The sequence below is a fragment of the Mycobacterium sp. 852002-51961_SCH5331710 genome, from assembly GCF_001665535.1.
GTDB lineage: Bacteria > Actinomycetota > Actinomycetes > Mycobacteriales > Mycobacteriaceae > Mycobacterium.
In genome coordinates, this window is the sequence record NZ_LZSQ01000123.1 from 322,989 (window position 1) to 347,358 (window position 24,370).

General features: G+C 68.8%; 21 protein-coding genes and 1 pseudogene. 9 read left to right on the forward strand and 13 right to left on the reverse strand.

What is annotated here, in order from left to right:
* Positions 1-80: 80 nt before the first annotated feature.
* Genes A5752_RS24560 through A5752_RS24570 form a run of 3 tightly spaced genes read right to left on the reverse strand, consistent with a single transcriptional unit; the run spans position 81 to position 3,033 of the window.
* Positions 81-1,097, reverse strand: coding sequence for an SMP-30/gluconolactonase/LRE family protein (locus A5752_RS24560; RefSeq protein WP_067091383.1), 1,017 nt, complete (start codon positions 1,095-1,097; stop codon positions 81-83).
* A gap of 32 nt (positions 1,098-1,129) precedes the next feature.
* Entirely contained in the window at positions 1,130-2,515 is a 1,386-nt protein-coding gene (locus A5752_RS24565) for an aspartate aminotransferase family protein (RefSeq protein ID WP_067091386.1), read from the reverse strand.
* Positions 2,512-3,033, reverse strand: a complete 522-nt coding sequence (locus tag A5752_RS24570; RefSeq protein ID WP_067091389.1) for an Lrp/AsnC family transcriptional regulator — start codon at positions 3,031-3,033, stop codon at positions 2,512-2,514. Before A5752_RS24570 ends, A5752_RS24565 begins: the two co-directional genes overlap by 4 nt.
* Positions 3,034-3,155: 122 nt before the next feature.
* On the opposite strand from A5752_RS24570, the gene A5752_RS24575 reads away from it, so the two are divergent.
* Together A5752_RS24575 and A5752_RS24580 are read left to right on the forward strand one after the other, a co-directional pair.
* Complete coding sequence (locus A5752_RS24575; RefSeq protein ID WP_067091391.1) at positions 3,156-4,652, forward strand: gamma-aminobutyraldehyde dehydrogenase; 1,497 nt, start codon at positions 3,156-3,158, stop codon at positions 4,650-4,652.
* An 18-nt stretch (positions 4,653-4,670) separates the two neighbouring features.
* Entirely contained in the window at positions 4,671-5,579 is a 909-nt protein-coding gene (locus A5752_RS24580) for a sigma-70 family RNA polymerase sigma factor (RefSeq protein ID WP_067091394.1), read from the forward strand.
* Positions 5,580-5,667: 88 nt separating this feature from the next.
* Here the strand turns inward: A5752_RS24580 and A5752_RS24585 are convergent.
* Positions 5,668-6,249, reverse strand: a pseudogene (locus tag A5752_RS24585) (carboxymuconolactone decarboxylase family protein); the annotation flags it as partial.
* Positions 6,250-6,455: 206 nt separating this feature from the next.
* Between A5752_RS24585 and A5752_RS24590 the strand changes: the two are divergent.
* The gene (locus A5752_RS24590; RefSeq protein WP_231983502.1) at positions 6,456-9,551 is read left to right on the forward strand and encodes an ATP-binding protein; all 3,096 of its coding nucleotides are present in this window, start codon (positions 6,456-6,458) and stop codon (positions 9,549-9,551) included.
* On the opposite strand, the gene A5752_RS24595 is transcribed toward A5752_RS24590, so the two are convergent.
* The 4 genes from A5752_RS24595 to sdhC all read right to left on the reverse strand — a co-directional run bounded on the left by A5752_RS24595 (position 9,548) and on the right by sdhC (position 12,942).
* Positions 9,548-10,348 carry a succinate dehydrogenase iron-sulfur subunit gene (locus A5752_RS24595; protein ID WP_067091397.1) on the reverse strand — a complete coding sequence of 267 codons (801 nt, stop codon included), beginning with the start codon at positions 10,346-10,348 and terminating at the stop codon, positions 9,548-9,550. The two genes, A5752_RS24590 and A5752_RS24595, sit on opposite strands and share 4 nt — an antisense overlap.
* Entirely contained in the window at positions 10,348-12,102 is a 1,755-nt protein-coding gene (sdhA, locus tag A5752_RS24600) for a succinate dehydrogenase flavoprotein subunit (protein WP_067091399.1), read from the reverse strand. Before sdhA ends, A5752_RS24595 begins: the two co-directional genes overlap by 1 nt.
* A 13-nt stretch (positions 12,103-12,115) precedes the next feature.
* Positions 12,116-12,535, reverse strand: coding sequence for a succinate dehydrogenase hydrophobic membrane anchor subunit (locus A5752_RS24605; protein WP_067091544.1), 420 nt, complete (start codon positions 12,533-12,535; stop codon positions 12,116-12,118).
* Between the two features lie 68 nt (positions 12,536-12,603).
* A complete protein-coding gene (sdhC, locus tag A5752_RS24610) occupies positions 12,604-12,942 on the reverse strand; it encodes a succinate dehydrogenase, cytochrome b556 subunit (RefSeq protein WP_067091402.1) in 339 nt (112 codons plus the stop codon).
* A gap of 336 nt (positions 12,943-13,278) precedes the next feature.
* On the opposite strand from sdhC, the gene A5752_RS24615 reads away from it, so the two are divergent.
* The 3 genes from A5752_RS24615 to A5752_RS24625 are packed head-to-tail and all read left to right on the forward strand — an operon-like array spanning position 13,279 to position 16,106.
* Positions 13,279-13,701: a cytidine deaminase gene (locus A5752_RS24615; RefSeq protein ID WP_067091404.1), complete on the forward strand. Its 423-nt coding sequence runs from the start codon at positions 13,279-13,281 to the stop codon at positions 13,699-13,701.
* A complete protein-coding gene (locus tag A5752_RS24620) occupies positions 13,698-15,005 on the forward strand; it encodes a thymidine phosphorylase (RefSeq protein ID WP_067091407.1) in 1,308 nt (435 codons plus the stop codon). The genes A5752_RS24615 and A5752_RS24620 overlap by 4 nt, the downstream gene beginning before the upstream one ends.
* Positions 15,006-15,017: 12 nt before the next feature.
* Positions 15,018-16,106: an adenosine deaminase gene (locus tag A5752_RS24625; RefSeq protein ID WP_067091408.1), complete on the forward strand. Its 1,089-nt coding sequence runs from the start codon at positions 15,018-15,020 to the stop codon at positions 16,104-16,106.
* A 1-nt stretch (position 16,107) separates the two neighbouring features.
* Here A5752_RS24625 and satS read toward each other — a convergent pair whose 3' ends face one another.
* The 3 genes from satS to A5752_RS24640 are packed head-to-tail and all read right to left on the reverse strand — an operon-like array spanning position 16,108 to position 18,811.
* Positions 16,108-17,382 carry a protein export chaperone SatS gene (satS, locus tag A5752_RS24630; protein WP_067091412.1) on the reverse strand — a complete coding sequence of 425 codons (1,275 nt, stop codon included), beginning with the start codon at positions 17,380-17,382 and terminating at the stop codon, positions 16,108-16,110.
* A gap of 49 nt (positions 17,383-17,431) precedes the next feature.
* Complete coding sequence (locus A5752_RS24635) at positions 17,432-18,517, reverse strand: C40 family peptidase (RefSeq protein WP_067091415.1); 1,086 nt, start codon at positions 18,515-18,517, stop codon at positions 17,432-17,434.
* A gap of 3 nt (positions 18,518-18,520) precedes the next feature.
* Positions 18,521-18,811 carry a type VII secretion target gene (locus A5752_RS24640; RefSeq protein WP_067091418.1) on the reverse strand — a complete coding sequence of 97 codons (291 nt, stop codon included), beginning with the start codon at positions 18,809-18,811 and terminating at the stop codon, positions 18,521-18,523.
* A 49-nt stretch (positions 18,812-18,860) separates the two neighbouring features.
* Here A5752_RS24640 and upp point away from each other — a divergent pair, with 49 nt between their 5' ends.
* Positions 18,861-19,484, forward strand: a complete 624-nt coding sequence (gene upp, locus A5752_RS24645) for a uracil phosphoribosyltransferase (protein ID WP_067091421.1) — start codon at positions 18,861-18,863, stop codon at positions 19,482-19,484.
* Here the strand turns inward: upp and A5752_RS24650 are convergent.
* Together A5752_RS24650 and A5752_RS24655 are read right to left on the reverse strand one after the other, a co-directional pair.
* A complete protein-coding gene (locus A5752_RS24650) occupies positions 19,481-21,109 on the reverse strand; it encodes a phospho-sugar mutase (RefSeq protein WP_067091424.1) in 1,629 nt (542 codons plus the stop codon). The genes upp and A5752_RS24650 overlap by 4 nt on opposite strands.
* Positions 21,110-21,161: 52 nt before the next feature.
* A complete protein-coding gene (locus tag A5752_RS24655) occupies positions 21,162-21,956 on the reverse strand; it encodes a purine-nucleoside phosphorylase (RefSeq protein WP_067091427.1) in 795 nt (264 codons plus the stop codon).
* A gap of 56 nt (positions 21,957-22,012) precedes the next feature.
* Here A5752_RS24655 and A5752_RS24660 point away from each other — a divergent pair, with 56 nt between their 5' ends.
* Together A5752_RS24660 and A5752_RS24665 are read left to right on the forward strand one after the other, a co-directional pair.
* Entirely contained in the window at positions 22,013-23,194 is a 1,182-nt protein-coding gene (locus A5752_RS24660) for a M20 family metallopeptidase (protein ID WP_067091430.1), read from the forward strand.
* The gene (locus A5752_RS24665) at positions 23,191-24,363 is read left to right on the forward strand and encodes an amidohydrolase (protein ID WP_067091433.1); all 1,173 of its coding nucleotides are present in this window, start codon (positions 23,191-23,193) and stop codon (positions 24,361-24,363) included. Before A5752_RS24660 ends, A5752_RS24665 begins: the two co-directional genes overlap by 4 nt.
* The last annotated feature ends 7 nt before the right edge of the window (positions 24,364-24,370 follow it).

The window sequence follows — 24,370 nt, forward strand, 5'->3', positions numbered from 1 at the left end:
GTGACCGCACATTAAGCCGCGAAGGGGCCGAAGCCGTGTAGGCGCGCTGTGACTGGTGTTACTTGAGTTTCATTTGTGACTTAGCGCAGTGACAGGGACGCGAGGTCGGCGTGCGCGACGGCGGGAAATCCGATGCTGCCCATCCAGAGTCGGCCGTCGGCCTCCACCAGGCCGGTCACCATGCCGAACTGTGGGTGCTCGCAGCGGATACCCGCGACGACGTCGCCGGTGTCCGGGTCGAACGCCACCGCCCACACTTCGGGTTTGATCTGGGGTTGCAGTTTGTCGGGAAGCTTCCACAGCAGCTTGCGCAGCGCAGGCCAGCGCGGTGCCAGCCATTCGGCGGCGGCGTTGAGCGGCGAGACCATCGCGCACCAGATGCGGCCGTCTGCACCGGTGGACAGGTTGTCCGGATGGCCGGGCAGGTTCTCGCGCAACGGGGTCACCGACCCGGCGCGTTCGCCCGTCAGCCAGAACTTCGACAGCCGCCGCCCCATCGTCTCGGCGAACACCAACGCCGACCCGTCGGCCGTCGGTGTCACGCCGTTGGCGAAGTACAGCCCCGCCGCCGCGGTCAGCACGGTGCCGTCCGCGTCGCGGCGGAACAGGCTGCCGCGCGGCCGCGCCTCCATCACCGCGCCCTTGAAGTGGGCGTAGTCGAACGCGCTCGTCGACTCGGTGAAATAGATTGTGCCGTCCGGTGATTGGGTGACGTTCGAGCAGAACATCAGCCGCCGGTCGTCGACTTCCGCCACGAGCGTCTGCACCGTGCGGTCGGTGGGGTTCAGCGACATCAGGCCGCCGGGGCTGGTGCAGACCAGGATCCGGCCGTCGTGGGCGACGTGCATGCCCAGCGGGCGGCCCTCGGTGGTGGCGACGACGTCCGCGGCACCGCCGGGGGCGATGCGCACGATGCGGCCGTCGTCGACGCCCGCCCAGATCGCGCCCTCGGCGTCGACGACGACGTCCTCGGGCGCGTGGCCGGGCACGGGCACGACGGTCAGCTCCGCCGACGGCAGATCCGGTAGTGGGTCGACCGGCGGCGGTTGCCAGCGGACGGGGTCGATCGGCGGCTTGTGGGATCCGGGCGCGCTCACAGCGCCGACGCTACGCTTCGGCAGCGCCGCGCTCAGAGCAGTCGGCCCGCCTCGGACAGCACGTCGCGCATGATCTGGTAGATCGCGTCGAACTCCTTCTCGCCGCTGATCAGCGGCGGAGCCAGCTGTACCACCGGGTCGCCGCGGTCGTCGGCTCTGCAGTACAGGCCGGCCTCGAACAACGCGGGGGTCAGGAAGCCGCGCAGCAGCCGCTCCGATTCCTCGTCGTTGAACGTCTCCTTGGTGTCCTTGTCCTTGACCAACTCGATGCCGTAGAAGTAGCCCTCCCCGCGGACGTCACCGACGATCGGCAGGTCGTACAGCTGCTCGAGGGTGGCCCGGAAATTCGGGGCGTTCTCCTTGACGTGATCGTTGAGGCCCTCGCGCTCGAAGATGTCGAGGTTGGCCAGCGCCACCGCCGACGACACCGGATGCCCGCCGAAGGTGTAGCCGTGCGCGAACGTGGTCTTGCCGTCGTTGAACGGTTCGAACAGCCGGTCGCTGGCGATCATCGCGCCGATCGGCGAGTAGCCGGACGTCAAACCCTTGGCGCAGGTGATGATGTCGGGCACGTAGCCGAAGTCGTCACAGGCGAACATCGACCCGATCCGCCCGTACGCGCAGATGACCTCGTCGGACACCAGCAGCACGTCGTACTCGTCGCAGATCTCCCGCACCCGCTCGAAATAGCCTGGGGGAGGGGGGAAGCAGCCGCCCGCGTTCTGCACCGGTTCGAGGAAGACCGCGGCGACGGTGTCGGGCCCTTCGAACTCGATGGCTTCGGCGATGCGGTCGGCGCAGTACTGACCGAATGCCTTCTCGTCGTTCTGGTACGGCGCGGGCGCGCGGTAGAAGTTAGTGTTGGGGACGCGGAAGCCGCCGGGCGTCAGCGGTTCGAACGGCGCCTTGAACACCGGCAGGCCGGTGATGGCCAGCGCACCCTGCGGAGTGCCGTGGTAGGCGATCGAACGCGAAACCACCTTGTGCTTACCGGGTTTGCCGGTCAGCTTGAAGTAGTTCTTGGCCAGCTTCCACGCCGACTCGACGGCCTCACCGCCGCCGGTGGTGAAGAACACCCGGTTCAGGTCGCCGGGTGCGTAGCCGGCGACGCGTTCGGCGAGTTCGATCGCCGTGGGCGTGGCGTAGGACCACAGTGGGAAGAACGCCAACTGCTCGGCCTGTTTGGCCGCGGCCTCTGCCAACTCCTGGCGGCCGTGGCCGACCTGGACGACGAAGAGCCCGGACAGGCCGTCGATGTAGCTCTTGCCGTGGCTGTCCCAGATCGTGACGCCTTCGCCGCGGGTGATGATCGGCGGGGTGATGCCTGTGCCATGGCGGGCGAAATGGCCCCACAGGTGGCGGTTGGCTTTGGCGCCGAGTTCGGACGTAACGTCCTGCGCGATATCGGTGGTAGTCATCTAGTGCCCCAATTGTATTGCTGCTTAACAAGTTTCAAATAAACAAGTGTTTCGGTGGATATCACTCCCGGCAGGGCGCGGATCTGGGTGTTGAGAAGGTCGAGGAGGTCGTCGTCGTCCTCGCAGACCACCTCGACGATGGCGTCGAAGGAACCGGCGGTGAGCACGACGTAGTCGACGGATTCGATGGCGGCCAGCCTCTCGGCCACCTTGGTCGTGTCACCGGTGCAGCGGATGCCGATCATTGCCTGTCGGGCGAATCCCAACTGCATCGGGTCCGTGACGGCGACGATCTGCATCACGCCGGCGTCGACCATGCGCTGCACACGCTGGCGGACGGCGGCCTCGGACAGGCCGACGGACTTGCCTATGCCCGCGTATGAGCGGCGGCCGTCCTGCTGCAGCTTCTCGATGATCTGCTTGCTGAGGTCGTCGAGCTGAAACGCGGCACCCGGACGGGACTGGTTGAGCCGGAACGAAACGGGGCCGAGACCGTGCGTTGCACCCGGAGAAGGCATGCCAGTGATTGTGCACGGAATCCGTCGTAAGGGGCAACCAGTGCCATGAAATCACTCGTTTGAGGGCCCTGCCGCTATGGGATTGCGTAGCTCGATGGCGGGGCGTCCGTTAGCGTAGGGCCATGACTGCGTCTTCCGTTTCCACCAGTGTGGCGGGCAGCTGGATCGACGGCGCTGCGGTGGCGACGGGTGGCCCCGCCCACCAGGTCGTCGACCCCGCCACCGGCGAGGTCGTCGCCGAATACTCGCTGGCCACCCCCGCCGATGTCGACAGCGCGGTGGCGTCGGCACGTGCGGCGCTGTCCGGCTGGGCGACCGCTACCCCCGCCGAGCGCTCGGCGGTGCTGTCCACGCTGGCCCGACTGGCCGGTGAGCGCGCCGACGAGTTGGTCGCCGAGGAGGTCAGCCAGACCGGTAAGCCGGTGCGGCTGGCCGCCGAGTTCGACGTGCCAGGCAGCGTCGACAACATCGACTTCTTCGCCGGCGCGGCGCGCCACCTGGAAGGCAAGGCGAGCGCCGAGTACTCCGGGGACCACACCTCGAGCATCCGGCGCGAGGCCGTCGGCGTCGTCGCGACCATCACGCCGTGGAACTATCCGCTGCAGATGGCGGTGTGGAAGGTGTTGCCCGCGTTGGCCACCGGGTGTTCGGTGGTGATCAAACCCTGCGAGCTGACGCCGTTGACCACCCTGACTCTCGCGCGCCTCGCCACGGAGGCGGGCCTGCCTGACGGCGTATTCAACGTCGTCACAGGGGTGGGCTCCGACGCCGGTACGGCGCTGGCCGGCCACCGCGACGTCGACGTCGTGACGTTCACCGGTTCGACGCCGGTCGGGCGCAAGGTGATGGCCGCCGCGGCCGTGCACGGCCACCGGGTGCAGCTCGAGCTGGGCGGCAAGGCGCCGTTCGTGGTGTTCGACGACGCCGATCTCGACGCCGCCATCCAGGGTGCGGCGGCCGCCGCGCTGATCAACACCGGTCAGGACTGCACGGCCGCCACCAGGGCGATCGTGGCGCGCGAACTCTACGACGACTTCGTCGCGGGCGTGGCCGAGCTGTTCTCCAAGGTCGTCGTCGGCGACCCGCACGACCCCGACACCGACCTGGGCCCGCTGATCTCGACGGCGCACCGCGCCAAGGTGGCGGGCATGGTCGAGCGGGCTCCCGGCCAGGGCGGGCGGATCGTCTGCGGCGGGTCGGCGCCGGACCGGCCAGGTTCGTTCTACCTGCCGACGGTGATCGCCGACGTCGACGAGCAGTCCGAGGTGTACCGCGACGAGATCTTCGGTCCGGTGCTGACGGTGCGCTCGTTCACTGACGACGACGATGCGCTGCGACAGGCCAATGACACCGACTACGGGCTGGCCGCCTCGGCGTGGACGCGCGACGTGTACCGCGCGCAGCGGGCGTCGCGGGAGATCAAGGCCGGTTGCGTGTGGATCAACGACCACATCCCGATCATCAGCGAAATGCCGCACGGCGGTGTGGGCGCCTCCGGCTTCGGCAAGGACATGAGCGACTATTCGCTCGAGGAATACGTGACGGTCAAGCACGTGATGAGCGATATCACCGGGGTTGCCGAAAAGGGATGGCACCGAACGGTGTTCGCCAAGCGCTAGAGGAGTAGCCTCGAATCCATGACCGCCAGCACGCGGGTCGACGAGTTCGAGGAGTTGCGGCCGCACCTGCTGTCCGTCGCCTACCGGCTCACGGGCACGATGGCCGACGCCGAGGACATCGTGCAGGACGCCTGGTTGCGGTGGAGCGCCGCACGCCAAGAATCGATCAAGGATCTGCGGGCGTGGCTGACGACGGTGGTCAGCCGGTTGGGTCTGGACCGGCTCCGTTCGGCCGCGCATCGGCGCGAAACCTATGTGGGCGAATGGCTTCCGGAACCGGTCGTCGTCCCCCTGGACCGCGACGACCCGTTGGCGGCGGTGGTCGCCGGCGAGGACGCGCGGTTCGCCGCGATGGTGGTGCTCGAGCGTCTCACCCCCGACCAGCGGGTGGCTTTCGTGCTGCACGACGGCTTCTCGGTGCCGTTCGGCGAGATCGCCGACGTGCTCGGAATCGGCGAGGCGGCGGCTCGGCAACTGGCGTCGCGCGCTCGTCGTGCCGTTGCCGATGCGCCGCCACCGGTGCCCGACGAGGCCCACAACGAGGTGGCGGGGGCGCTGATGGCTGCGCTGGCGTCGGGTGACATGGAAGCCGTTGTGGCGCTGCTACATCCGGACGTCACGTTCACCGGCGACTCGAACCGCCGGGCGCCCACCGCACCGCGCGTCATCCACGGACCGGAGAAGGTGGCCCGGTTCCTGTTCGGACTGGTTCGGCGGTACGGACCGCAGTTCCTCTCGTCGAGCCAGCTGGCGAACGTCAACGGGCAGCTGGGCAGCTACCTCTCCGGCTCACCGGCCAACGACGGTTATCCGGAGGTCATGCCGCGGGTCACCGCGATGACCGTGCGCGACGGCAAGGTCTGCGCGATATGGGATATCGCCAACCCGGACAAGTTCACTGGTTCACCGCTGAAGGTTCGTCGGTAGCCGTCGTCTCCTCGCGCAAGCGCTCGTCGGTAGCCGTCGTCTCCTCGCGCAAGCGCTCGTCGGTAGCCGTCGTCTCCTCGCGCAAGCGCTCGTCGGAAGCCCACGGAACGCGGCACGAGTCGCCGGAACCGAAGCCCTGCTCGGTGATTCCCAGCGCCGAGTACATCCGCGCCCGCATGTTCTCCACGCCGATCTGATACGTCAGCTCGATGACGCCGTCGTCGCCGAACCGCTGCCGAAGGTCGTCGACCTGCTCATCGGTGATGGTGTGCGGGTCGGTGGTCATCGCGTCGGCGTAGGCGATCGCGGCGCGCTCGTCGTCGGAGAACAGCGGCGAGGTCGCGTAGTCGTCGATGTGCTTGAGCCGGTCGACGTCCAGGCCGTCGAGGCGCTGCAGCATCGCACCGAAGTCGACGCACCATGAGCATCCGACCGTGCGGGCGGTCCAGAAGACCGCGAGCTCGCGGACGCTCTTGGGCAGCGTCTTCGACCCGGACTGCAGCATGCCTTCGTGCACGACGTTGGCGAGCATCAGCCGCGGGTGGTGCGCCGCCACGGCGAAGGGTTCGGGAACCTCGCCGAACCGGCGCTTGGCGACCCGGTACAGGAGCCTGGTCAGCAGCGTCGCGCGCTGCGGGGGGAGGGGTTCGATGCGGGTTTTCTGTGCGTTTTCGGTCATACCTATTCGACGAAACGGCCGGCGGATGTGTGACAGCCGAATGTGCGACACGACGTCCGTGCTGGTGACACGATGTTCAGGTGGACGCAGGACGGGGTCCGGGCGGTACAGCGACCGCCGCGGACCTTCGTTGCGCCGGCTGCGAGGCGCCGCTGGCAGCGACCGCGAAATTCTGCAGTGAGTGTGGCGCAGCGGTCGTGCAATCCGCCCGATCCGCCGAGTACAAGCACGTGACGGTGTTGTTCGCCGACGTGGTGCGGTCCATGGACATCGCGTCGGCGCTCGGCGCAGAACGGTTGCGTGAGATCATCACCGACCTCGTCGAGCGCTGCGCCGCGGTCATCCGGCGTTACGACGGCACGGTGGACAAGTTCACCGGCGACGGGTTGATGGCGGTGTTCGGTGCGCCGGTGGCGTTGGAGGATCACGCCGCGAGCGCTTGCCTGGCGGCCCTGGGGCTGCAGGAGGAGACCGAACGCCTCGCGGCCGAGGTCGCGCGACGTGACGGTATCGAGCTCCGGGTGCGGGTCGGGCTGAACTCCGGCCGGGTCATCACCGGCGACATGGGTTCGGGTGCATTCGGTTACACCGCGATCGGCGAGCAGGTAGGCATCGCACAACGCATGGAGGCGGTCGCCGCGCCCGGCGCGGTGATGCTCAGCGAGTCGACGGCGCGGCTGGTGGACGGCGTGGCTGTCCTCGGTGAGCCCGAGCGGGTACGGATCAAGGGCGCCGACGAACCGGTTGCGGCCCGCCGGCTGATCAGCATCAGCAGGGTGCACCGCCCCGATCGGCGCGACGAATCGCCGTTGGTCGGCCGGCGGTGGGAGCTCGCCGCGGCCGAGGGGCTGCTCGAGGGTGCGATCGACGGCCACGGTGCCGTGGTCGGTTTGGTCGGGCCCCCGGGTATCGGCAAGAGCCGGCTCGCGCGCGAGGTCGCGGCGCTGGCCGATCGGCGGGGCATCGAAGTGGTCCGCTCGTACTGCGAGTCACACACCAAACAGGTTCCGTTCCATGCGCTGGCAGCGTTCCTCCGCGCGGGTACCGGCGTAGAGCGCCTCGACGCCGCCTCCGCACGTGCGCGGCTCCGCGCCGCCCTCACCGATGTCGATGCCGAGGACGTGCTATTGTTCGAGGATCTGCTGGGCATCGGCGAGCCGCATGCCGCGTCGGCGACCATCACCCCGGAGGCAAGGCGGCGGCGGTTGACCGCAATGGTCAACACCTACTGCCTGGCGCGCAAGATACCCGCGGTGTACGTCATCGAGGACGTGCACTGGATGGACGAGGTCAGCGAGTCGATGCTGGCGGACTTCCTGACGGTGGTCCCGCAGACGCATCTGTTGACGGTGATCACGTATCGGCCCGATTACCAAGGGATTTTGACCAGGGTGCGCGGTGGGCACATTTTCGCGCTGGCGCCGCTTCGCGACGCGGAGGTGCGCGCGATCGTCGACGGCCTGCTCGGAGCCACCGATTCGGTCGGAGAGCTGCGGGAGACGATTTGCGATAGGGCGGCGGGCAATCCGCTGTTCGCCGAGGAGATGGTGCGCGAACTCGCCGAGCGCGGCGTTCTCGACGGCGAGCCCGGACGCTATCGCAACGCGGCGGACGACGTCGATGTAAGCGTGCCCGCGACCCTGCAGACGACGATCGCTGCGCGCATCGACCGCCTGGACCCTAGGGCCAAGCGCACGCTCAGCGCCGGCGCTGTCGTCGGCGCACGATTCGGATTGGATCTCCTGAGCGCGCTCGGGGTCGAACCCGCGGTGGAGGATCTGCTCGAGGCGCAGCTCATCGAGCAGATCAGGTTCGGCCGTCGGCCCGAATACGTGTTCCGCAATCCGCTGATCCGCACTGTGGCACTCGAGTCGCAGCTGAAGTCCGAACGCGCCGAACTGCATCGGCGGCTTGCCGCCGCCATCGAAGAGCGTGGCTCCGCGGGTGAGAACGCGGCGTTGATCGCTGAACACCTGGAAGCAGCCGGGGATCTGACGGCCGCGTACAACTGGCATCTGAAAGCGGCCACCTGGTCCATGCAGCGCGACGTCCGAGGCGCGCGGGCGGGATGGGAGCGCGCTGCGCGAGCCGCCGACGCCCTGCCCCTCGAGGACCCGAACCGCACGGCCCTGCGCATCGTGCCGAAGACGATGCTGTGCATGTCGACATGGCGGGTCGGCGGGGGCCTGTCCGACACAGGATTCGAAGATCTCAAGGAGCTTTGTCAAGAAGCCGGTGACGACCTGTCGCTCGCGATCGGAATGTACGGCCAGATCGCCTTGCGGAGTTTCCAACATTGCCACCGGGAAGCGTCCGCGCTGGCGTCTGAGCAGTTCGAATTGCTCCAGAGATGCGACGGTGCGGTGAGGGCGCTCACCTACATCCATGCGGGAGTTATGGCGAAGATTCTCGCCGGGGAGGCGCGAGAGGCGCGCTACATCTCGGACTGGGCGGCCGGACTGCTCGAGGGTTACACCGGCGGAGACATGAGCGAGGGACAGATCGGCACGGCTCTGGCGACGGCGTTGATCTGGGGATCGGTCGCCAAATGCGTTCTCGGCGAGCCCGACTGGCTACAGAGTGCACGCCGCAGTGCCGCGCTGGAACGCGAAGTTCACCCAGTCGGCGCGACCTTTGTGTTCATCATCGGCATCGGCTACTCGTTCGGCATGCACACAAAGGCCATCATTCCGGACGATCGCGCCATCGCAGACACAGAGGAAGCCGTTCGGAAGGGACGGGAGATCGGCGACGACCTCGCGCTGGCCACAGCGTGTTCGGCCCTGGGACTGGTTCTCACTTCTCAGGCCGCGGAGGTCGACCGGCGACGTGGATTCGGGTTACTCCAGGAGTCGCGCGACCTGTACGAACACAGCTCGATTTTCGCGCCCGCGGTCATCCCGAGAATCCGAATCGCCGAGATCGCTGCCGCCTCAGAGGATCTCGACGGCGCCATCGACGACCTCAAGTCGCTCCTCGACACGCTCGTCCGAGGCGAGGAGAGGATTCTGCGCGTAGAGGCCACCGCGGTGCTGGTGGAGTCTCTGCTTCGGCGAGGCGACACCGATGACATCCGGGAGGCGGCCGAGCACATCGACCGGTTCGCGGATATGCCCTCCGAACCCGGCGTCGTGATCAACGAGATCCAGCTGCTGCGTATGCGTGCCCGGCTGGCCCGAGCGCGGGGCGACGACAGCGGCTTTCGCGACCTCGTCGAACGCTATCGTGCGCTGGCCGTGTCCCGGAACTTCGCCGGACACATTCAGCTCGCCGACGCGATGCGTCGTTCCTAGCGCGCGAACATCAGCGCGCGCTTGACCTCCTGGATCGCCTGCGTGACCTGGATGCCGCGCGGGCAGGACTCCGTGCAGTTGAACGTCGTGCGGCAGCGCCACACCCCGTCGACCTCGTTGAGGATGTCGAGCCGTTCGGCGGCCGCCTCGTCGCGGCTGTCGAAGATGAAACGGTGCGCGTTGACGATCGCGGCGGGGCCGAAGTACGACCCCTCGCTCCAGTAGATCGGGCAGCTTGTCGTGCAGCACGCGCACAGGATGCACTTCGTGGTGTCGTCGTAACGGGCCCGGTCGGTCTGGCTCTGAATACGTTCGCGCGTAGGGGGATTGCCGCTGGTGACCAGGTACGGCTTGATGGCGCGGTAGGCGTCGAAGAACGGCTCCATGTCGACCACGAGGTCCTTCTCCACGGGCAGGCCGCGGATCGGCTCGATGGTGATGGTCAGCTGCTTGCTGGGGTTCTTCGGCAGCATGTCGCGCATCAGCACCTTGCACGCCAGCCGGTTGACGCCGTTGATGCGCATCGCATCCGAACCGCACACACCGTGTGCGCACGACCGCCGGAACGTGAGAGTGCCGTCCAGATACCACTTCACGTAGTGCAGCAGATTGAGCAGCCGGTCAGTGGGCAGGCAGGGAACGCGGAAGCTCTGCCAGCCACCCGAATCCGCGTACGCATCGGGGTTCTCCGGATTGAACCGGGCGATCTTCAGCGTCACCATCACCGCGCCCTCGGGCACGGGCGGCAGTTCGGGATCCTTGGTAGCCGGACCTTTTACGTCAGGCGCGATCGTCATCAGTACTTCCGTTCCATCGGCTCATAACGTGTCTGGACCACGGGCTTGTAGTCCAGCCGGATGTCGGACAGCAGGTCCGCGCCCTCCTTGTAGGCCATGGTGTGGCGCATGTAGTTGGTGTCGTCGCGGTTCGGGTAGTCCTCCCGGGCGTGCCCGCCGCGAGACTCCTTGCGGTTCAGCGCACCGACGACGGTGACCTCGGCGAGCTCGAGCAGGAAGCCCAGCTCGATCGCCTCGAGCAGATCGCTGTTGTAGCGCTTGCCCTTGTCGTGCACCGTGATTCGCGAGTACCGCTCCTTGAGGGCGTGGATGTCGGTGAGCGCCTGCTTGAGCGTCTCCTCAGTGCGGAACACCGCAGCGTTATTGTCCATCGACTGCTGCAGGGCGCCGCGGATGTCGGCGACGCGCTCGTTGCCGTGCTCGGAGAGGATGTCGCCGACCCACTGGACCACCATGCCCGCCGGGTTCTCCGGAAGAGAGACGAAGTCGTGGCCCAGCGCGTAATTGGCGGCGGCGATGCCCGCGCGGCGGCCGAACACGTTGATGTCCAACAGCGAGTTGGTGCCCAGGCGGTTGGCGCCGTGCACGGACACGCACGCACACTCACCCGCCGCGTACAGACCCGGGATGACCGTCGTGTTGTCGCGCAGCACCTGACCGTTGACCGTGGTCGGGATGCCACCCATCACGTAGTGACACGTCGGGTAGACCGGCACCAGCTCCTTGACCGGGTCGACACCGAGGTAGGTGCGGGCGAACTCGGTGATGTCGGGCAGCTTGGCCTCGAGCACGTCCTCACCCAGGTGGCGCACGTCGATGTAGACGTAGTCCTTGTTCGGGCCTGCGCCGCGGCCCTCGAGCACTTCGAGCACCATCGAACGGGCGACGATGTCGCGCGGCGCCAGGTCGACGATCGTCGGCGCGTAGCGCTCCATGAAGCGCTCGCCCTCACCGTTGAGCAGTCGCCCGCCCTCGCCGCGCACCGCCTCGGAGATCAGGATGCCGAGGCCGGCCAGGCCGGTCGGATGGAACTGGTGGAACTCCATGTCCTCCAACGGAAGTCCCTTGCGGAACACGATGCCGAGCCCGTCGCCGGTCAGCGTGTGGGCGTTGGAGGTGGTCTTGTACATCCGGCCCGATCCGCCGGTGGCGAAGACGACGGCCTTGGCGTGGAAGACGTGGATGTCGCCGGTGGCCAGCTCGTAGGCGATGACGCCGGTGGCGACGGGGCCGGACTGCGTCTCGGTGATCGCGATGTCGAGCGCGTAGAACTCGTTGAAGAATTCGACGTCGTGCTTGACGCAGTTTTGATACAGCGTCTGCAGGATCATGTGGCCGGTGCGGTCGGCGGCGTAACAGGCCCGGCGCACCGGGGCCTTGCCGTGGTCGCGGGTGTGCCCGCCGAAGCGGCGCTGATCGATGCGGCCCTCGGGGGTGCGGTTGAACGGCATCCCCATCTTCTCGAGATCGAGCACCGCGTCGATGGCTTCCTTGCACATGATCTCGACGGCGTCCTGGTCGGCGAGGTAGTCGCCGCCCTTGACGGTGTCGAAGGTGTGCCACTCCCAGTTGTCCTCTTCGACGTTGGCCAACGCGGCGCACATGCCGCCCTGCGCCGCGCCGGTGTGGCTGCGCGTCGGGTACACCTTCGTCAGCACGGCCGTGCGGGCCCGCGGACCCGCCTCCACGGCTGCCCGCATACCCGCGCCGCCCGCGCCGACGATGACGACGTCGTAGCGATGTTCCTGAATCATGAAGAGCTCCCGCTTACGTAATGTTCGCGTCGAAGGTGACCAGCACGTAGCTGCCCAGCACCAGGGTGAATCCAGTCGCCAGCAGCAGCACCGAGTTCAGCCAGAATTTCGTGGTGTTCTTGCGTGCGTAGTCGCCGATGATGGTCCGCAGTCCGTTGGCCCCGTGCAGCTGGGCCAGCCACAGCAGCGCCATGTCCCAGATCTGCCAGAACGGTGACGCCCAGCGTTGCGCGACGTAGTTGAAGTCGATGCGGTAGACCCCGTCCTGCCACATCAGCATCACGAACAGGTGGCCCAGCGCCAGGAAGACCAGCGCCACACCCGAGAACCGCATGAACAGCCAGGCGTACTTCTCGAAGTAGGGGATACCGCGCGGCCGGCGCGGCGCCCGCGGGTGGTCCAGGCTGGCCGGCCTGTCGTGCTCCTTCTCCATCACCGGGGCGATGCGGCCCTCGCGGTGGTGCGGCGTCCAGGCTCCCTGCGGCCCGCCGGCCGGCGCGCTCACAGGAACCGCTCCGCCATGTGCATGCCGATGATGCCCAGCGAGGGGATGAACACCGCCAGGAAGATCCCGACGACGATCCACAGCATCACGCGCTGATAGCGCGCCCCGTGCTGCCAGAAGTCGATGAGGATCACGCGGATGCCGTTCAGGGCGTGGTAGAGCACCGCGACCACCAGGCCGATCTCCATCAATCCGATCAGCGGGGTCTTGTAGGTCTCGATGACCTCGTTGTAGGCCTGCGGGCTGACCCGCACCAGTGCGGTGTCGAGCACGTGCACGAACAGGAAGAAGAAGATCGTCGCACCGGTGATGCGGTGCAGCACCCACGACCACATGGCGGGATCGCCGCGGTAAAGGGTTCGCCTGCGCGGTCGCGACCGCGGAGCCGCAGAGGCTCCGGGCGGTCCCCCGGAAATCTGAGTACTCATCTGGCCTCCAACGCCTTCGGTGGACGATTGGGCTCCGGAGCTGCACCGGGTGACGTTCGGTCCGGTTCGCGCACTTCACCCAAACCTCGGGGCGAGCCTAATCCCAGTCGTACTGCTAAACGAACTACGGTTTAGCGGTCGATGTCTTGAAAAACGCCGAAGTTAGGGTTACCTATTCCGTTTCCGGGCTTCGCGCAGGGGACATCGGAATGCATTCAGAACCGGTTTGGCGAGGGTGGCGCGATGTCGGGTATCGACTGGAACACGTTGCGGCAGAAGGCAACTGAGGTGACGGCCGCCGCGTATGCGCCGTATTCGGGCTTCCCGGTCGGTGCGGCGGCGCTGGTCGACGATGGCCGGGTGGTGACCGGTTGCAATGTGGAAAATGTCTCATATGGCCTAGGTCTCTGTGCGGAGTGCGCAGTGGTCTGCAACCTGCATTCGAGCGGCGGTGGCCGGCTGATCGCACTGTCGTGCGTCGATGCCGCCGGGGAACTGCTGATGCCGTGTGGCCGGTGCCGGCAGGTGCTGCTGGAACATGGAGGACCCCAGATGCTCATCGACCATCCCCGCGGTCCGCGCCCCCTGACCGAGCTCTTGCCCGACGCCTTCGGCCCGGCCGACCTGGCCCGGCGCGACCGGCTGCCGGGCGAGGAAACTCCGTGACGCAGTTCACATTTGACGCACCCACCGTCATCAGGGCGAAGCGCGACGGTGGGGAGCTCTCCGATGCGGCGATCGACTGGGTGATCGACGCCTACACGCACGGCCGGGTGGCCGACGAGCAGATGTCGGCGCTGTTGATGGCGATCTTCCTACGCGGGATGACTGCGGCCGAGATCGCCCGGTGGACGGCGGCGATGGTGGACTCCGGCGAGCGGCTGGACTTTACAGATCTTCGCCGCGATGGAAAGCCACTGGCGTTGGTGGACAAGCACTCCACCGGCGGGGTGGGCGATAAGATCACCATCCCGCTGGTGCCCGTGGTGATGGCATGCGGCGGTGCGGTGCCGCAGGCGGCCGGGCGCGGACTCGGCCACACCGGCGGCACCCTCGACAAGCTCGAGTCCATACCCGGTTTCACCGCCGAGATCTCCAAACATCAGATCCGCCAACAGCTTTGCGATCTCGGCGCCGCTATCTTCGCCGCGGGGGAGCTGGCACCCGCCGACCGGAAGATCTACGCGCTGCGCGACATCACGGCGACCACCGAGTCGCTGCCGCTGATCGCGAGCTCGGTGATGAGCAAGAAGATCGCCGAGGGCGCCCGCGCGCTGGTGCTCGACACCAAGGTCGGGTCGGGCGCGTTCCTGAAGACGGAGGAGGAGTCGCGGAAGCTGGCCCGCACGATGGTCGAGCTGGGGACGGCGCACGGCCTGACCACCAGGGCGGTGTTGACCGACATGTCCACCCCGCTGGGCCGTGCGGTGGGCAACGCCGTCGAGGTGGCCGAATCGCTCGAGGTGCTCGCCGGGGGCGGCCCGGCCGACGTGGTGGAGCTGACGCTGACGCTGGCCGCCGAGATGCTCGACGCCGCGGGTATCGACGGCGTGGACCCGGCGCAGACATTGCGGGACGGCTCGGCGATGGATCGGTTCCGCGAGCTCGTCGCGGCGCAGGGCGGCGATCCGACCGCGGACCTGCCGGTCGGCCCTCACGCCGAGACCGTCACCGCGCCGCGCGATGGCAGGATGGAGAGCATCGACGCGATGGCGGTGGGTATGGCGGTGTGGCGGCTCGGAGCGGGACGCTCCGCTCCCGGTGAGCGCGTGCAGCCGGGCGCCGGGCTGCACATCCACCGAAAGGTGGGCGAACCGGTGAGCGCAGGCGAGCCGCTGTTCACGCTGTACACCGAGACCCCCGACCGCTTCGAGGGGGCGATCGCCGAACTGGACGGCGCCTGGTCCGTCGGCGATGCCGCACCGCCGCCGCGTCCGTTGATCATCGACCGAATCACGAGCGGAGACTGACCGGAGAGCGACATGACGACGCCGCTGACGCTGGACTCGATCAGGCAAGCGCCCAAGGCGCTGCTGCACGACCACCTGGACGGCGGGCTGCGCCCGGCGACCGTCCTCGAGCTCGCGGAGGCGACCGGTTACGACGACCTGCCCGCAACCGAGGTCGACGAGCTGGCGGCGTTCTTTCGCACCGCGGCGCACAGCGGGTCGCTGGTGCGCTATCTGGAGCCGTTCGCCCACACCGTCGGCGTGATGCAGACACCCGAGGCCCTGCATAGGGTGGCCTACGAGTGCGTCGAGGACCTGGCGGCCGACAACGTGGTGTACGCCGAGATCCGTTTCGCGCCCGAACTGCACATCGACGGCGGCCTATCGCTGGACGCCGTCGTCGACGCGGTGATGGCGGGGTTCGCCGAGGGTGAGAAGGCGGCCGCCGCGGAAGGGCGGACCATCACCGTGCGCTGCCTGGTGACCGCCATGCGGCACGCGGCGCGCTCACGCGAGATCGCCGAGCTCGCGATCCGATTTCGCGACAAGGGCGTGGTCGGGTTCGACATCGCCGGAGCCGAGGCCGGATATCCGCCGACGCGCCACCTCGACGCGTTCGAGTACATGCGAAGCAACAACGCGCGCTTCACGATTCACGCGGGCGAGGCGTTCGGCCTGCCGTCGATCCACGAGGCGATCGCGTTCTGCGGCGCCGACCGGCTCGGCCACGGCGTGCGGATCGTCGACGACATCACGGTCGCACCCGACGGCACCGCGCAGCTCGGCCGGCTCGCGGCGCTGCTGCGCGACAAGCGCATCCCGTTCGAGCTGTGCCCGTCGTCCAACGTGCAGACCGGCGCGGTCGCCAGCATCGCCGAGCATCCGTTCGACCTGCTGGCGCGGCTGCGGTTCCGCGTCACGGTCAACACCGACAACCGCCTGATGAGCGACACCTCGATGACTCAGGAGATGCTGCGATTGGTCGAGACGTTCGGATACGGCTGGAGCGACCTGCAGCGGTTCACGATCAATGCGATGAAGTCGGCGTTCATCTCGTTCGACGAGCGGCTGTCGATCATCGACGACGTCATCAAGCCGCGCTACGCGGTACTGATCGGGTGAGTTATTCCTGGCGCAGCCGGGACTCGACGAACGCCTCCAGCGCCTCCCACTGCTCGACGGCCTTGGCGTACGGCGGGCTGGGCGCGCGGACGGTGTCAGGCTCCAGGACGTGCGCGACCAGCCTGCCGAGCGGCTGATCCGGGTCGAGGGCCTGGTCGACGGTCGTGTCCTCCGCGTAGTCACCGACATCGCGGAGAAGTTCGACGGCGAGTTCCAACTGGTCGTGGTCCAGCGCATCGGGTCCGTCGGCGAGGTCGTCGACGATGCCGGTGAGCACGTAGACGTTGTCCTCAGTGACCTCGACCTCCAGCGAGCCGTCCGTGGCGGCCGTGCGGATGTCGTCGTAGGTGGCCAGGCCCGACAGGTCATGGTCATGCTCGTCGGCCAGATAGCGCGCCAGCGCCCGCTCCGAGCCGAAGACGCTGATGCGGCCGTTACGCCCGAGGAACACCGGCTGGTCGTCGAGGTAGCAGCGCAGCGTGTAGTACGTGCCCGCGCTCGTCATCAACCGCACCGGATCGATGCCGACCTTGAGCCAGAAGTCCTCGTCGCCGCCGAGGACCTGATTCTGCGCCTGCGCGGTCAGGGCGTCGGACTCGTCCTCGGCGTCCTCGTCGTCTTCGGGGGTGTCGGCCTCCGCGGCCTCGTCGATCGCCTCGTCCTCTTCGGGCTCGGGCGCCGGCTCGGCCAACTCGGCTTCGGCCTTCTCCGACGCGGCGGCGTCGACGTCCGGGGTGGTGACCAGCTCGTCGAGCGCATCGACGACGTTGTCCCAGGCGCGGGCGATGACGGCCTCGATCTCGCCCCACCGCTTGCGTCCGCTGCGGCCTGAGAACGAGTCGATTCCGCCGCCGAGGGTGCCCAGCACCGGGTTGCCGTTGAAAAACCTTGTGACGACCGGCAGTTCGCACACCGAGCCGAGCGAGGAGACGATCGCCAGCGTGCGGTGCAGTTGGCGGACCGCGTCCTCGCTGACCTTCTCCGCGACGATCTCCGGCACGCCGATGACGTCGTACCGGTGCTCCTCGGCCGGGTCCAGGCGATGCGCATTGGCCTCGGTGAGCTTGGTCCATGCGGGGTGGTCGGTCAGGTCGTTGTCCTTGTTGGTCCTGACGAACGCGGCCAGGTCGGCGACCGACTCGAACACGTAGAGGTCCTCGTCCTTGCCGAGGAAGGCCTCCCACTCGTCGCCGCCATCACGCCAGCGTGGAGCCCATAACGTGTACAGGTCGCCCTTGGTCAAGCCGAGCCGGATCGGCACGATGTCAGCAGCCATGGCGGACAGCCTAACGATCGGGAGCTACGCCGAAGCTGGCACAGTGCTGTCACGCCGTCGGACGCCAGAACCCCTGGAAGCCCTGCCCGGCGTTGGTGGTCCGGATCGGAGACAGCTTCACCGGGTCGCCGGCCTCGATCATCTGGTTGTTCCCGACGATCATCGCGACGTGGCCGTCCCAGATGGCGAGGTCGCCGGGCCGCAGGTCGCCCGGCGAGACCGGCGCACCGACATCCTGCTCCTGGGCCAGCCGCGGAAGCGTCAACCCGGCCTCCGCATACGCCCACTGGGTCAGGCCGCTGCAGTCCAGGCCGACGCCCGGCGTCGTGCCGCCCCAGTCGTACGGCACCCCCAGTTGTGTCAGCGCATATCGAACGGCGCTCGCGGCCACCGCGTTCGGCGCGGTCGCCGTGCTGCCGTCCGGCAGTCGCACCGTGACACCGTCGCCGAATGCGGTGGCGTCCGGCGGCTCCGGGCGGGAGAGGTCGGCGATGTCGCGCACCAGCGAGCCGAGCCCACCCGCGCCGGAACCGAGCCCGCCCGCAGCGGACCCCAGCCCGCCAGCGGGCACACCTGCGCCACCGAATCCGGGGGTGCTGAAACCCGCGGGCGCGGTGGGCGCCGGCCCTGAAGCGGGCGCCGACGCCGGGACCGGCAGGCCCGCGGCGTGCCCGTCCAGCTCGGCCCGTAGATCGTCGACGACGGCCATTGCCTCGGCGAGCGATCGGCGCGCCTCGGCGACCAGCTCCTCCGTGACCCCCGGGGAGTCCAGGTAGGGCTCCAATGCGGCCGCCCGCGCCTCGAACTCGTCGACGATCGCGCGCAGGCGCTCACGGGCACGGGCCACCGCCGCGCCCGCCGCCTCGGCCGCGGCGCCGAGCCGTCCCGCCCGCTCGGCGAGCTCGTCGGTCTGAGCGACGGCCGCCGAGAACACGCCCGCCGCCGCGTCGGCGCCCGACCCCGCCCAGTGCTGCGCCGTGCGGCTCCACGCGTCGCCGGTCGACGCCGACAACTCGCGCAACGCGTCGCGTACGTCGCGCAGGGCGCCTGCCAGCTCGGCTCCCGAGCCGGAGCCGACGAGCGACTCGAGCTCCCGCAGCGGCGCCGTCAGCCCGGCCACCAACGCACTCGGCATCGGCTACAGGCCGAGGACCCGTGCGCCCGCGCGGTCGTCCGCGTCGTCATAGGCGAGCGCCGTGCGGTACGCGGTGTCACCGGTCGCCGAGGCGACATCGCCCAGCGCGGCGACCATGCGCGCCTGCTCGGCGACGGCGCCGGCCAGCGCTGCGAGGAACGGTTCGCCGACCGGACCGAACGCGGCCGTGTTTGCGGGAACGGCGGTTAGTTTCGCGGCGATGGCGCCCAGTCGGTCGGCATGCGCGGCGGTGGCCGCGGCCAGGGTGCGGACGGCGTCGGTGTCGGCGTGCATGTGGATAGGACGCACCGCGACGCGCCCCGGTTCCCGCTATGGTCGCCCCATGGATGTGCGCGTGGTCGATCACCCGCTGGCGGCCGCGCGACTGACCACTTTGCGCGATGAGAAGACGAACAACGCCGCGTTTCGGGCCGCGCTGCGCGATCTCACGCTGATGCTGGTGTACGAAGCCACCCGGGACGCCGCCGTCGAAACCGTCTCGGTGCGCACCCCGCTCACCGAGACGACCGGATGCCGGCTCGCCAACCCGCCGTTGCTCGTGCCCGTCCTGCGTGCCGGCCTGGGCATGGTCGACCAGGCGCACGCGTTGATACCCGAGGCGCGGGTGGGTTTCGTCGGCGTCGCGCGCGACGAGGAGACACATCAGCCGACGCCGTATCTCGAGTCGCTGCCCGAGGACCTGAGCACGCGGCCGGTGATCGTGCTCGACCCGATGCTCGCGACGGGCGGTTCGATGGTGCACACCGTCGAGCTGCTGTATTCCCGCAACGCCGTTGACATCACGGCGATCTGCGTCGTCGTCGCCCCGGAAGGCCTTGCCGCACTGGCGAAAGCGGCTCCGGACATCCGGCTGGTCACCGCGACCATCGACGAGGGACTCAACGAGGTCGCCTACATCGTGCCCGGCCTCGGCGACGCCGGGGACCGCCAGTTCGGTCCCCGTTAAAGGCGCGCGGCGGCCTCCCGCAACTCCTCCTGCACGCGTCGTGCCCGTTCCCGCGCCGCCGCCAGATCAGTCACCTGGCCGCAGCGAACCTCGATGTAGGACTTGACTTTTGGCTCGGTTCCCGAGGGGCGCACCACGATGCGTACGGAGACATCGTCGTCGGCGCCGGTCATGATCAACGCGTCGGTGCCGTCCTCTGGCAGCAGGTCGGTGACGGTCACGTGATATCCGGCGAGGCTCTCGGGCGGTGTCTCGCGCAGGCGGGTCATCACCGCGGCGGCCTCGTGGGTGTTCTCGACGGGTCGCGAGACCGCCGTCGTGGTGTGCACACCGTGGCGGCGGGCCAGGTCGTCGAGCGCGTCGAGCAGCGTGTGCCCGCGGTCGCGCAACGCGACGATCAGATCGCAGATCAACACCGCGGCACTGATGCCGTCCTTGTCCCGGACGGCGGAGGGATCGACACAGTGTCCGATCGCCTCTTCGTAGGCGTACACCAGCGTGCAGCCGGGCAGGTCGTCGTCGGCTCGTGCCAACCACTTGAAGCCCGTCGGCGTCTCGACGTGCCGCGCGCCGTGTTCCCGCGCGATCGCCGAAAGCATGCGCGACGACACCAGCGTGCTGGCCACCACGGTGGTCTCCATCACCGGTCCCGGTTCGACCTGCGAGAGGATGTAATCCCCGAGAAGCCAACCGGTTTCGTCGCCCGAGAGCATGCGCCACCCGTCGGGCGTGGGAACGCCGACCGCGCATCGGTCGGCGTCCGGATCCAGCGCGATGGCGACGTCGGCGTCGACGTCGGCGGCCAATCTCAGCACCGCTTCGACCGCCTCGGGTTCTTCGGGGTTGGCGGTGCTGACCGTGGGGAAGTCGGCGTCGGGCGCGAACTGGTCGTCCACGACGTGCACGTCCTCGAGGCCGGCGCGCACGAACGCGTCGAGCGCGAACTCGCCACCCACGCCGTGTAGCGGGGTGAACGCGATGCGCACCGAACCGTGGGTGTGGCGGATGGTCGCGGCGCGCTCGACATAGCGCTGCACCTCGTCGACGCCGCCGGGCGTGACCGCCGCACGGGGGATCTCGTCGGCGTGCGGCGCTTCGGCCATCGCCGCCTCGATCTCGCGGTCGGTCGGTGACGCGATTGGGTATCCGCCGCCGAAGAACACCTTGAAGCCGTTGTCGGACGGCGGGTTGTGTGAAGCGGTGATCTGGATGCCCGCCGCCGCGGGACGATGGCGCACCGTGAACGCCAGAACGGGGGTGGGCACGGCCGCGAAGAACAGGGTGACAGGAAAGCCTTGGGCCGCAAGAACTTCGGCGGCGGCCAGTGCGAAGTCGTCGGAACCGTGCCGGGCGTCGCGTCCGACGATGACGTCCTGGCCGGCCAGACCGCGGTCCTTGAGCACCTTGGCCACCCCCCAGGTGGCCCGCAGCACGACGGCGAGGTTCATCCCGCTCGGTCCGCCGCGCAACGGCCCCCGCAGACCGGCGGTGCCGAATGTCAACGGGTGGGCGAACCGCTGCTCGAGCTCTTCTTCGGAACACTCCGACAACTCGGCGGCGGTCTTGGGATCCGGGTCGTGCGAGATCCACTCCTGCGCGGTACTCGTGGTCGGCGACGCAGTCATGGGCGTAGTGTGCCCAATTTCACGGCGGCATATTCCGGCTTCTCGCGCGCGGTCAGAGGCGCGCGATGACCGCCGCGAGCAAGGCTCCCATTCGCATCGCCGACTGACGGCCCGCCTCCAGCACCTCTTCGTGATTCAGCGGTTGCCCGGTCATGCCCGCCGCGAGGTTGGTCACCAGCGACACGCCCAGCACCTCGGCACCCGCCTCGCGCGCGGCGATGGTTTCGTGCACGGTCGACATGCCGACGAGGTCAGCGCCCAGCGTCCGCAGCATCCGGATCTCGGCGGGCGTCTCGTACTGCGGTCCGGGCAGCCCGGCGTAGACACCGTCGGCGAGCGTCGGGTCGATCTCCCTCGTCAGCTCGCGCAGCCGCGGTGCGTACGCGTCGACCATGTCCACGAACCGGGGTCCCACCAGCGGCGAACGGCCGGTGAGGTTGAGGTGGTCGCTGATCAGCACCGGCTGGCCGACCGCGAAGTCCTCGCGCAGCCCGCCCGCAGCGTTGGTCAGCACGACCGTGTGCACGCCACCGACGCATGCGGTGCGCACCGGATGCACGATGTGGCGCAGGTCGTGGCCCTCGTAGGGATGGATGCGGCCGACGAACACCAGCACCCGGTGATCGGCGATGCGCATCGACAACACCTGGCCGCCGTGGCCTTCCGCGGCCGGTGGTGTGAACCCCGGCAGCTCCGCGACCGGCACGACCGCGACCGGATCGCCCAGCCGCTGCACCGCAGGAGCCCAGCCCGAACCGAGCACGACGGCGACGTCGTGGCGGTCGACGCCGGTGCGCACGCCGAGGGCGGCCGCGGCTTCGGCGGCCAGTGCCTGCGCATCGGTCACAGTCGGCGAGCTTATCTGTCGCAACCGCCCCCAGGCCGCAGTGAGATACTGCCAAGATGCCAGCACTCACCGCGTCGGACGTCGTCGAGGACGCCGTCCACCGGCGCCGTGACGACCTGGTCGAACTCTCACACTCGATCCACGCCGAGCCCGAGCTCGCATTCGCCGAACACCGCAGCTGCGCCAAGACGCAAACGCTTGTCGCCGAGTACGGATTCACGGTGACGAAGGCGCCCGCGGGGCTGGAGACCGCGTTTCGCGCCGACTACGGCAGCGGACCCCTCGTCATCGGCCTCTGCGCCGAGTACGACGCGCTACCCGGCATCGGTCACGCCTGCGGGCACAACATCATCGCGGCCTCGGCCGTCGGCACCGCCCTGGCGTTGGCGGATGTGGCCGATGAACTGGGTTTGACGGTGGTGCTTCTCGGGACCCCGGCCGAGGAGGCCGGTGGCGGGAAGGTGCTGCTGCTGAACGCCGGGACCTTCGACGACATCGCCGCGTCGGTGATGCTGCACCCCGGCCCGCTCGACATCGCCGCCGCGCGCTCGCTCGCGCTGTCGCAGGTCGCGGTCCGGTACACGGGCAGGGAAGCGCATGCAGCCGTGGCTCCCTACCTCGGCCTCAACGCCGTCGACGCGATCACCGTCGCGCAGGTGGCGATCGGGTTGCTGCGCCAGCAGATGGCACCGGGTCAGATGGCACACGGCATCGTCACCGACGGCGGTCAGGCCACCAACGTCATCCCCGCGCACGCCGAGATGCAGTACACGATGCGGGCCAACGACGCGGCCTCGCTGTGCGAACTCGAACAGCGGATGGCCGACTGCTTCCTGGCTGGTGCGGTGGCCACCGGCTGCAGTCACGAGGTCGCCGAGACCGAACCGAGCTATTACGAACTGACCCCGGACACCTGGCTGGCCGACACCTTCCGCGAGGAGATGCGGCGGGTGGGCCGCGAACCGGTGCCATCCGAGCTGGAGGCGGCGTTGCCGCTGGGCTCCACGGACATGGGCAACGTCACGCAGACGATGCCCGGTATCCATCCGATCGTCGGCATCGACGCGGGCGGCGCCTCGGTGCATCAGCCCGCGTTCGCCGAGGCCGCCGCGGGCCCGAGCGCGGACAAGGCGGTGGTCGAGGGTGCGGTCATGCTGGCCCGTACGGTCGTTCGCCTGGCGCAGACGCCGCAGGAGCGCGACCGGGTGCTGGAGCTGCAGGCGAGGCGGGCGTCATGAGCGTGCTGCCCCACGCCGCCGCGCGGTGGCTCTCGGCCCACTTCGACGATCTCGTCGAGTGGCGCCGCCACATCCACATGCATCCCGAGTTGGGGCGCCAGGAGTTCGCGACCACGCAGTTCGTGGCGTCGCGGCTGGCCGATGCGGGCTTGAACCCGAAGGTGCTCCCGGGCGGCACCGGGTTGACGTGTGACTTCGGCCCCGAGCACGGGCCGCGGATCGCGCTGCGCGCCGACATGGACGCGCTGCCGATGGCCGACCGGACCGGCGCGGCGTACGCGTCGCTGGTCCCCAACGTCTCGCACGCCTGCGGGCACGACGCGCACACCGCGATCCTGCTGGGCGCCGCGCTGGCGATGGCGTCGGTGCCGGAGCTTCCCGTCGGGGTGCGGCTGATCTTCCAGGCCGCGGAGGAGCTGATGCCGGGCGGCGCGATCGACGCGATTGCCGCGGGCGCGCTGACCGGTGTGTCGCGAATCTTCGCGCTGCACTGCGATCCGCGGCTGGCGGTCGGCAAGGTGGCGATGCGGCCCGGGCCGATCACCTCGGCCGCCGATCAGCTCGAGGTGACGTTGCATTCGCCGGGCGGGCACACCTCGCGACCGCATCTCACCGGTGACCTGGTGTACGGGCTCGGCACGTTGATCACCGGGGTGCCCGGTGTGCTGTCGCGCCGCATCGATCCGCGTAACAGCACCGTGATGGTGTGGGGTGCGGTGAACGCGGGCGTCGCCGCGAACGCGATCCCGCAGACCGGAACGCTGGCCGGCACCATCCGCACCGCCAGCCGCGACACCTGGGAGACCCTGGAGTCGATTGTGCGCGAGGTGATCTCGTCGCTGTTGTCGCCGCTGCACATCGAGCACACCGTGCAGTACCGCCGCGGCGTTCCGCCGGTGGTCAACGAGGAGATCTCGACGCGCATCCTCACCCACGCGATCGAGGCGATCGGCCCGGACGTGCTGGCCGACACCCGCCAGTCCGGCGGCGGCGAGGACTTCTCCTGGTATCTGGAGGAGGTGCCAGGCGCCATGGCCCGGTTGGGCGTGTGGACCGGCCGCGGGCCTCAATTGGATTTGCATCAGCCGACTTTCGACCTCGACGAGCGCGCGCTCGCGGTCGGGGTGCGGGTCCTCGTCAACATCATCGACCAGGCCGCCGCGTTCTAGAAGACCG

Coding starts and splice junctions, on each gene's coding strand:
- A5752_RS24565 (WP_067091386.1), bottom strand. CDS start 2,515: ATGACTACCACCGATATCGCGCAGGACGTTACGTCCGAACTCGGCGCC.
- A5752_RS24570 (WP_067091389.1), bottom strand. CDS start 3,033: ATGCCTTCTCCGGGTGCAACGCACGGTCTCGGCCCCGTTTCGTTCCGG.
- A5752_RS24575 (WP_067091391.1), top strand. CDS start 3,156: ATGACTGCGTCTTCCGTTTCCACCAGTGTGGCGGGCAGCTGGATCGAC.
- A5752_RS24580 (WP_067091394.1), top strand. CDS start 4,671: ATGACCGCCAGCACGCGGGTCGACGAGTTCGAGGAGTTGCGGCCGCAC.
- A5752_RS24595 (WP_067091397.1), bottom strand. CDS start 10,348: ATGACGATCGCGCCTGACGTAAAAGGTCCGGCTACCAAGGATCCCGAA.
- sdhA (WP_067091399.1), bottom strand. CDS start 12,102: ATGATTCAGGAACATCGCTACGACGTCGTCATCGTCGGCGCGGGCGGC.
- A5752_RS24605 (WP_067091544.1), bottom strand. CDS start 12,535: ATGGAGAAGGAGCACGACAGGCCGGCCAGCCTGGACCACCCGCGGGCG.
- sdhC (WP_067091402.1), bottom strand. CDS start 12,942: ATGTGGTCGTGGGTGCTGCACCGCATCACCGGTGCGACGATCTTCTTC.
- A5752_RS24615 (WP_067091404.1), top strand. CDS start 13,279: ATGTCGGGTATCGACTGGAACACGTTGCGGCAGAAGGCAACTGAGGTG.
- A5752_RS24625 (WP_067091408.1), top strand. CDS start 15,018: ATGACGACGCCGCTGACGCTGGACTCGATCAGGCAAGCGCCCAAGGCG.
- satS (WP_067091412.1), bottom strand. CDS start 17,382: ATGGCTGCTGACATCGTGCCGATCCGGCTCGGCTTGACCAAGGGCGAC.
- A5752_RS24635 (WP_067091415.1), bottom strand. CDS start 18,517: ATGCCGAGTGCGTTGGTGGCCGGGCTGACGGCGCCGCTGCGGGAGCTC.
- A5752_RS24640 (WP_067091418.1), bottom strand. CDS start 18,811: ATGCACGCCGACACCGACGCCGTCCGCACCCTGGCCGCGGCCACCGCC.
- upp (WP_067091421.1), top strand. CDS start 18,861: ATGGATGTGCGCGTGGTCGATCACCCGCTGGCGGCCGCGCGACTGACC.
- A5752_RS24650 (WP_067091424.1), bottom strand. CDS start 21,109: ATGACTGCGTCGCCGACCACGAGTACCGCGCAGGAGTGGATCTCGCAC.
- A5752_RS24660 (WP_067091430.1), top strand. CDS start 22,013: ATGCCAGCACTCACCGCGTCGGACGTCGTCGAGGACGCCGTCCACCGG.
- A5752_RS24665 (WP_067091433.1), top strand. CDS start 23,191: ATGAGCGTGCTGCCCCACGCCGCCGCGCGGTGGCTCTCGGCCCACTTC.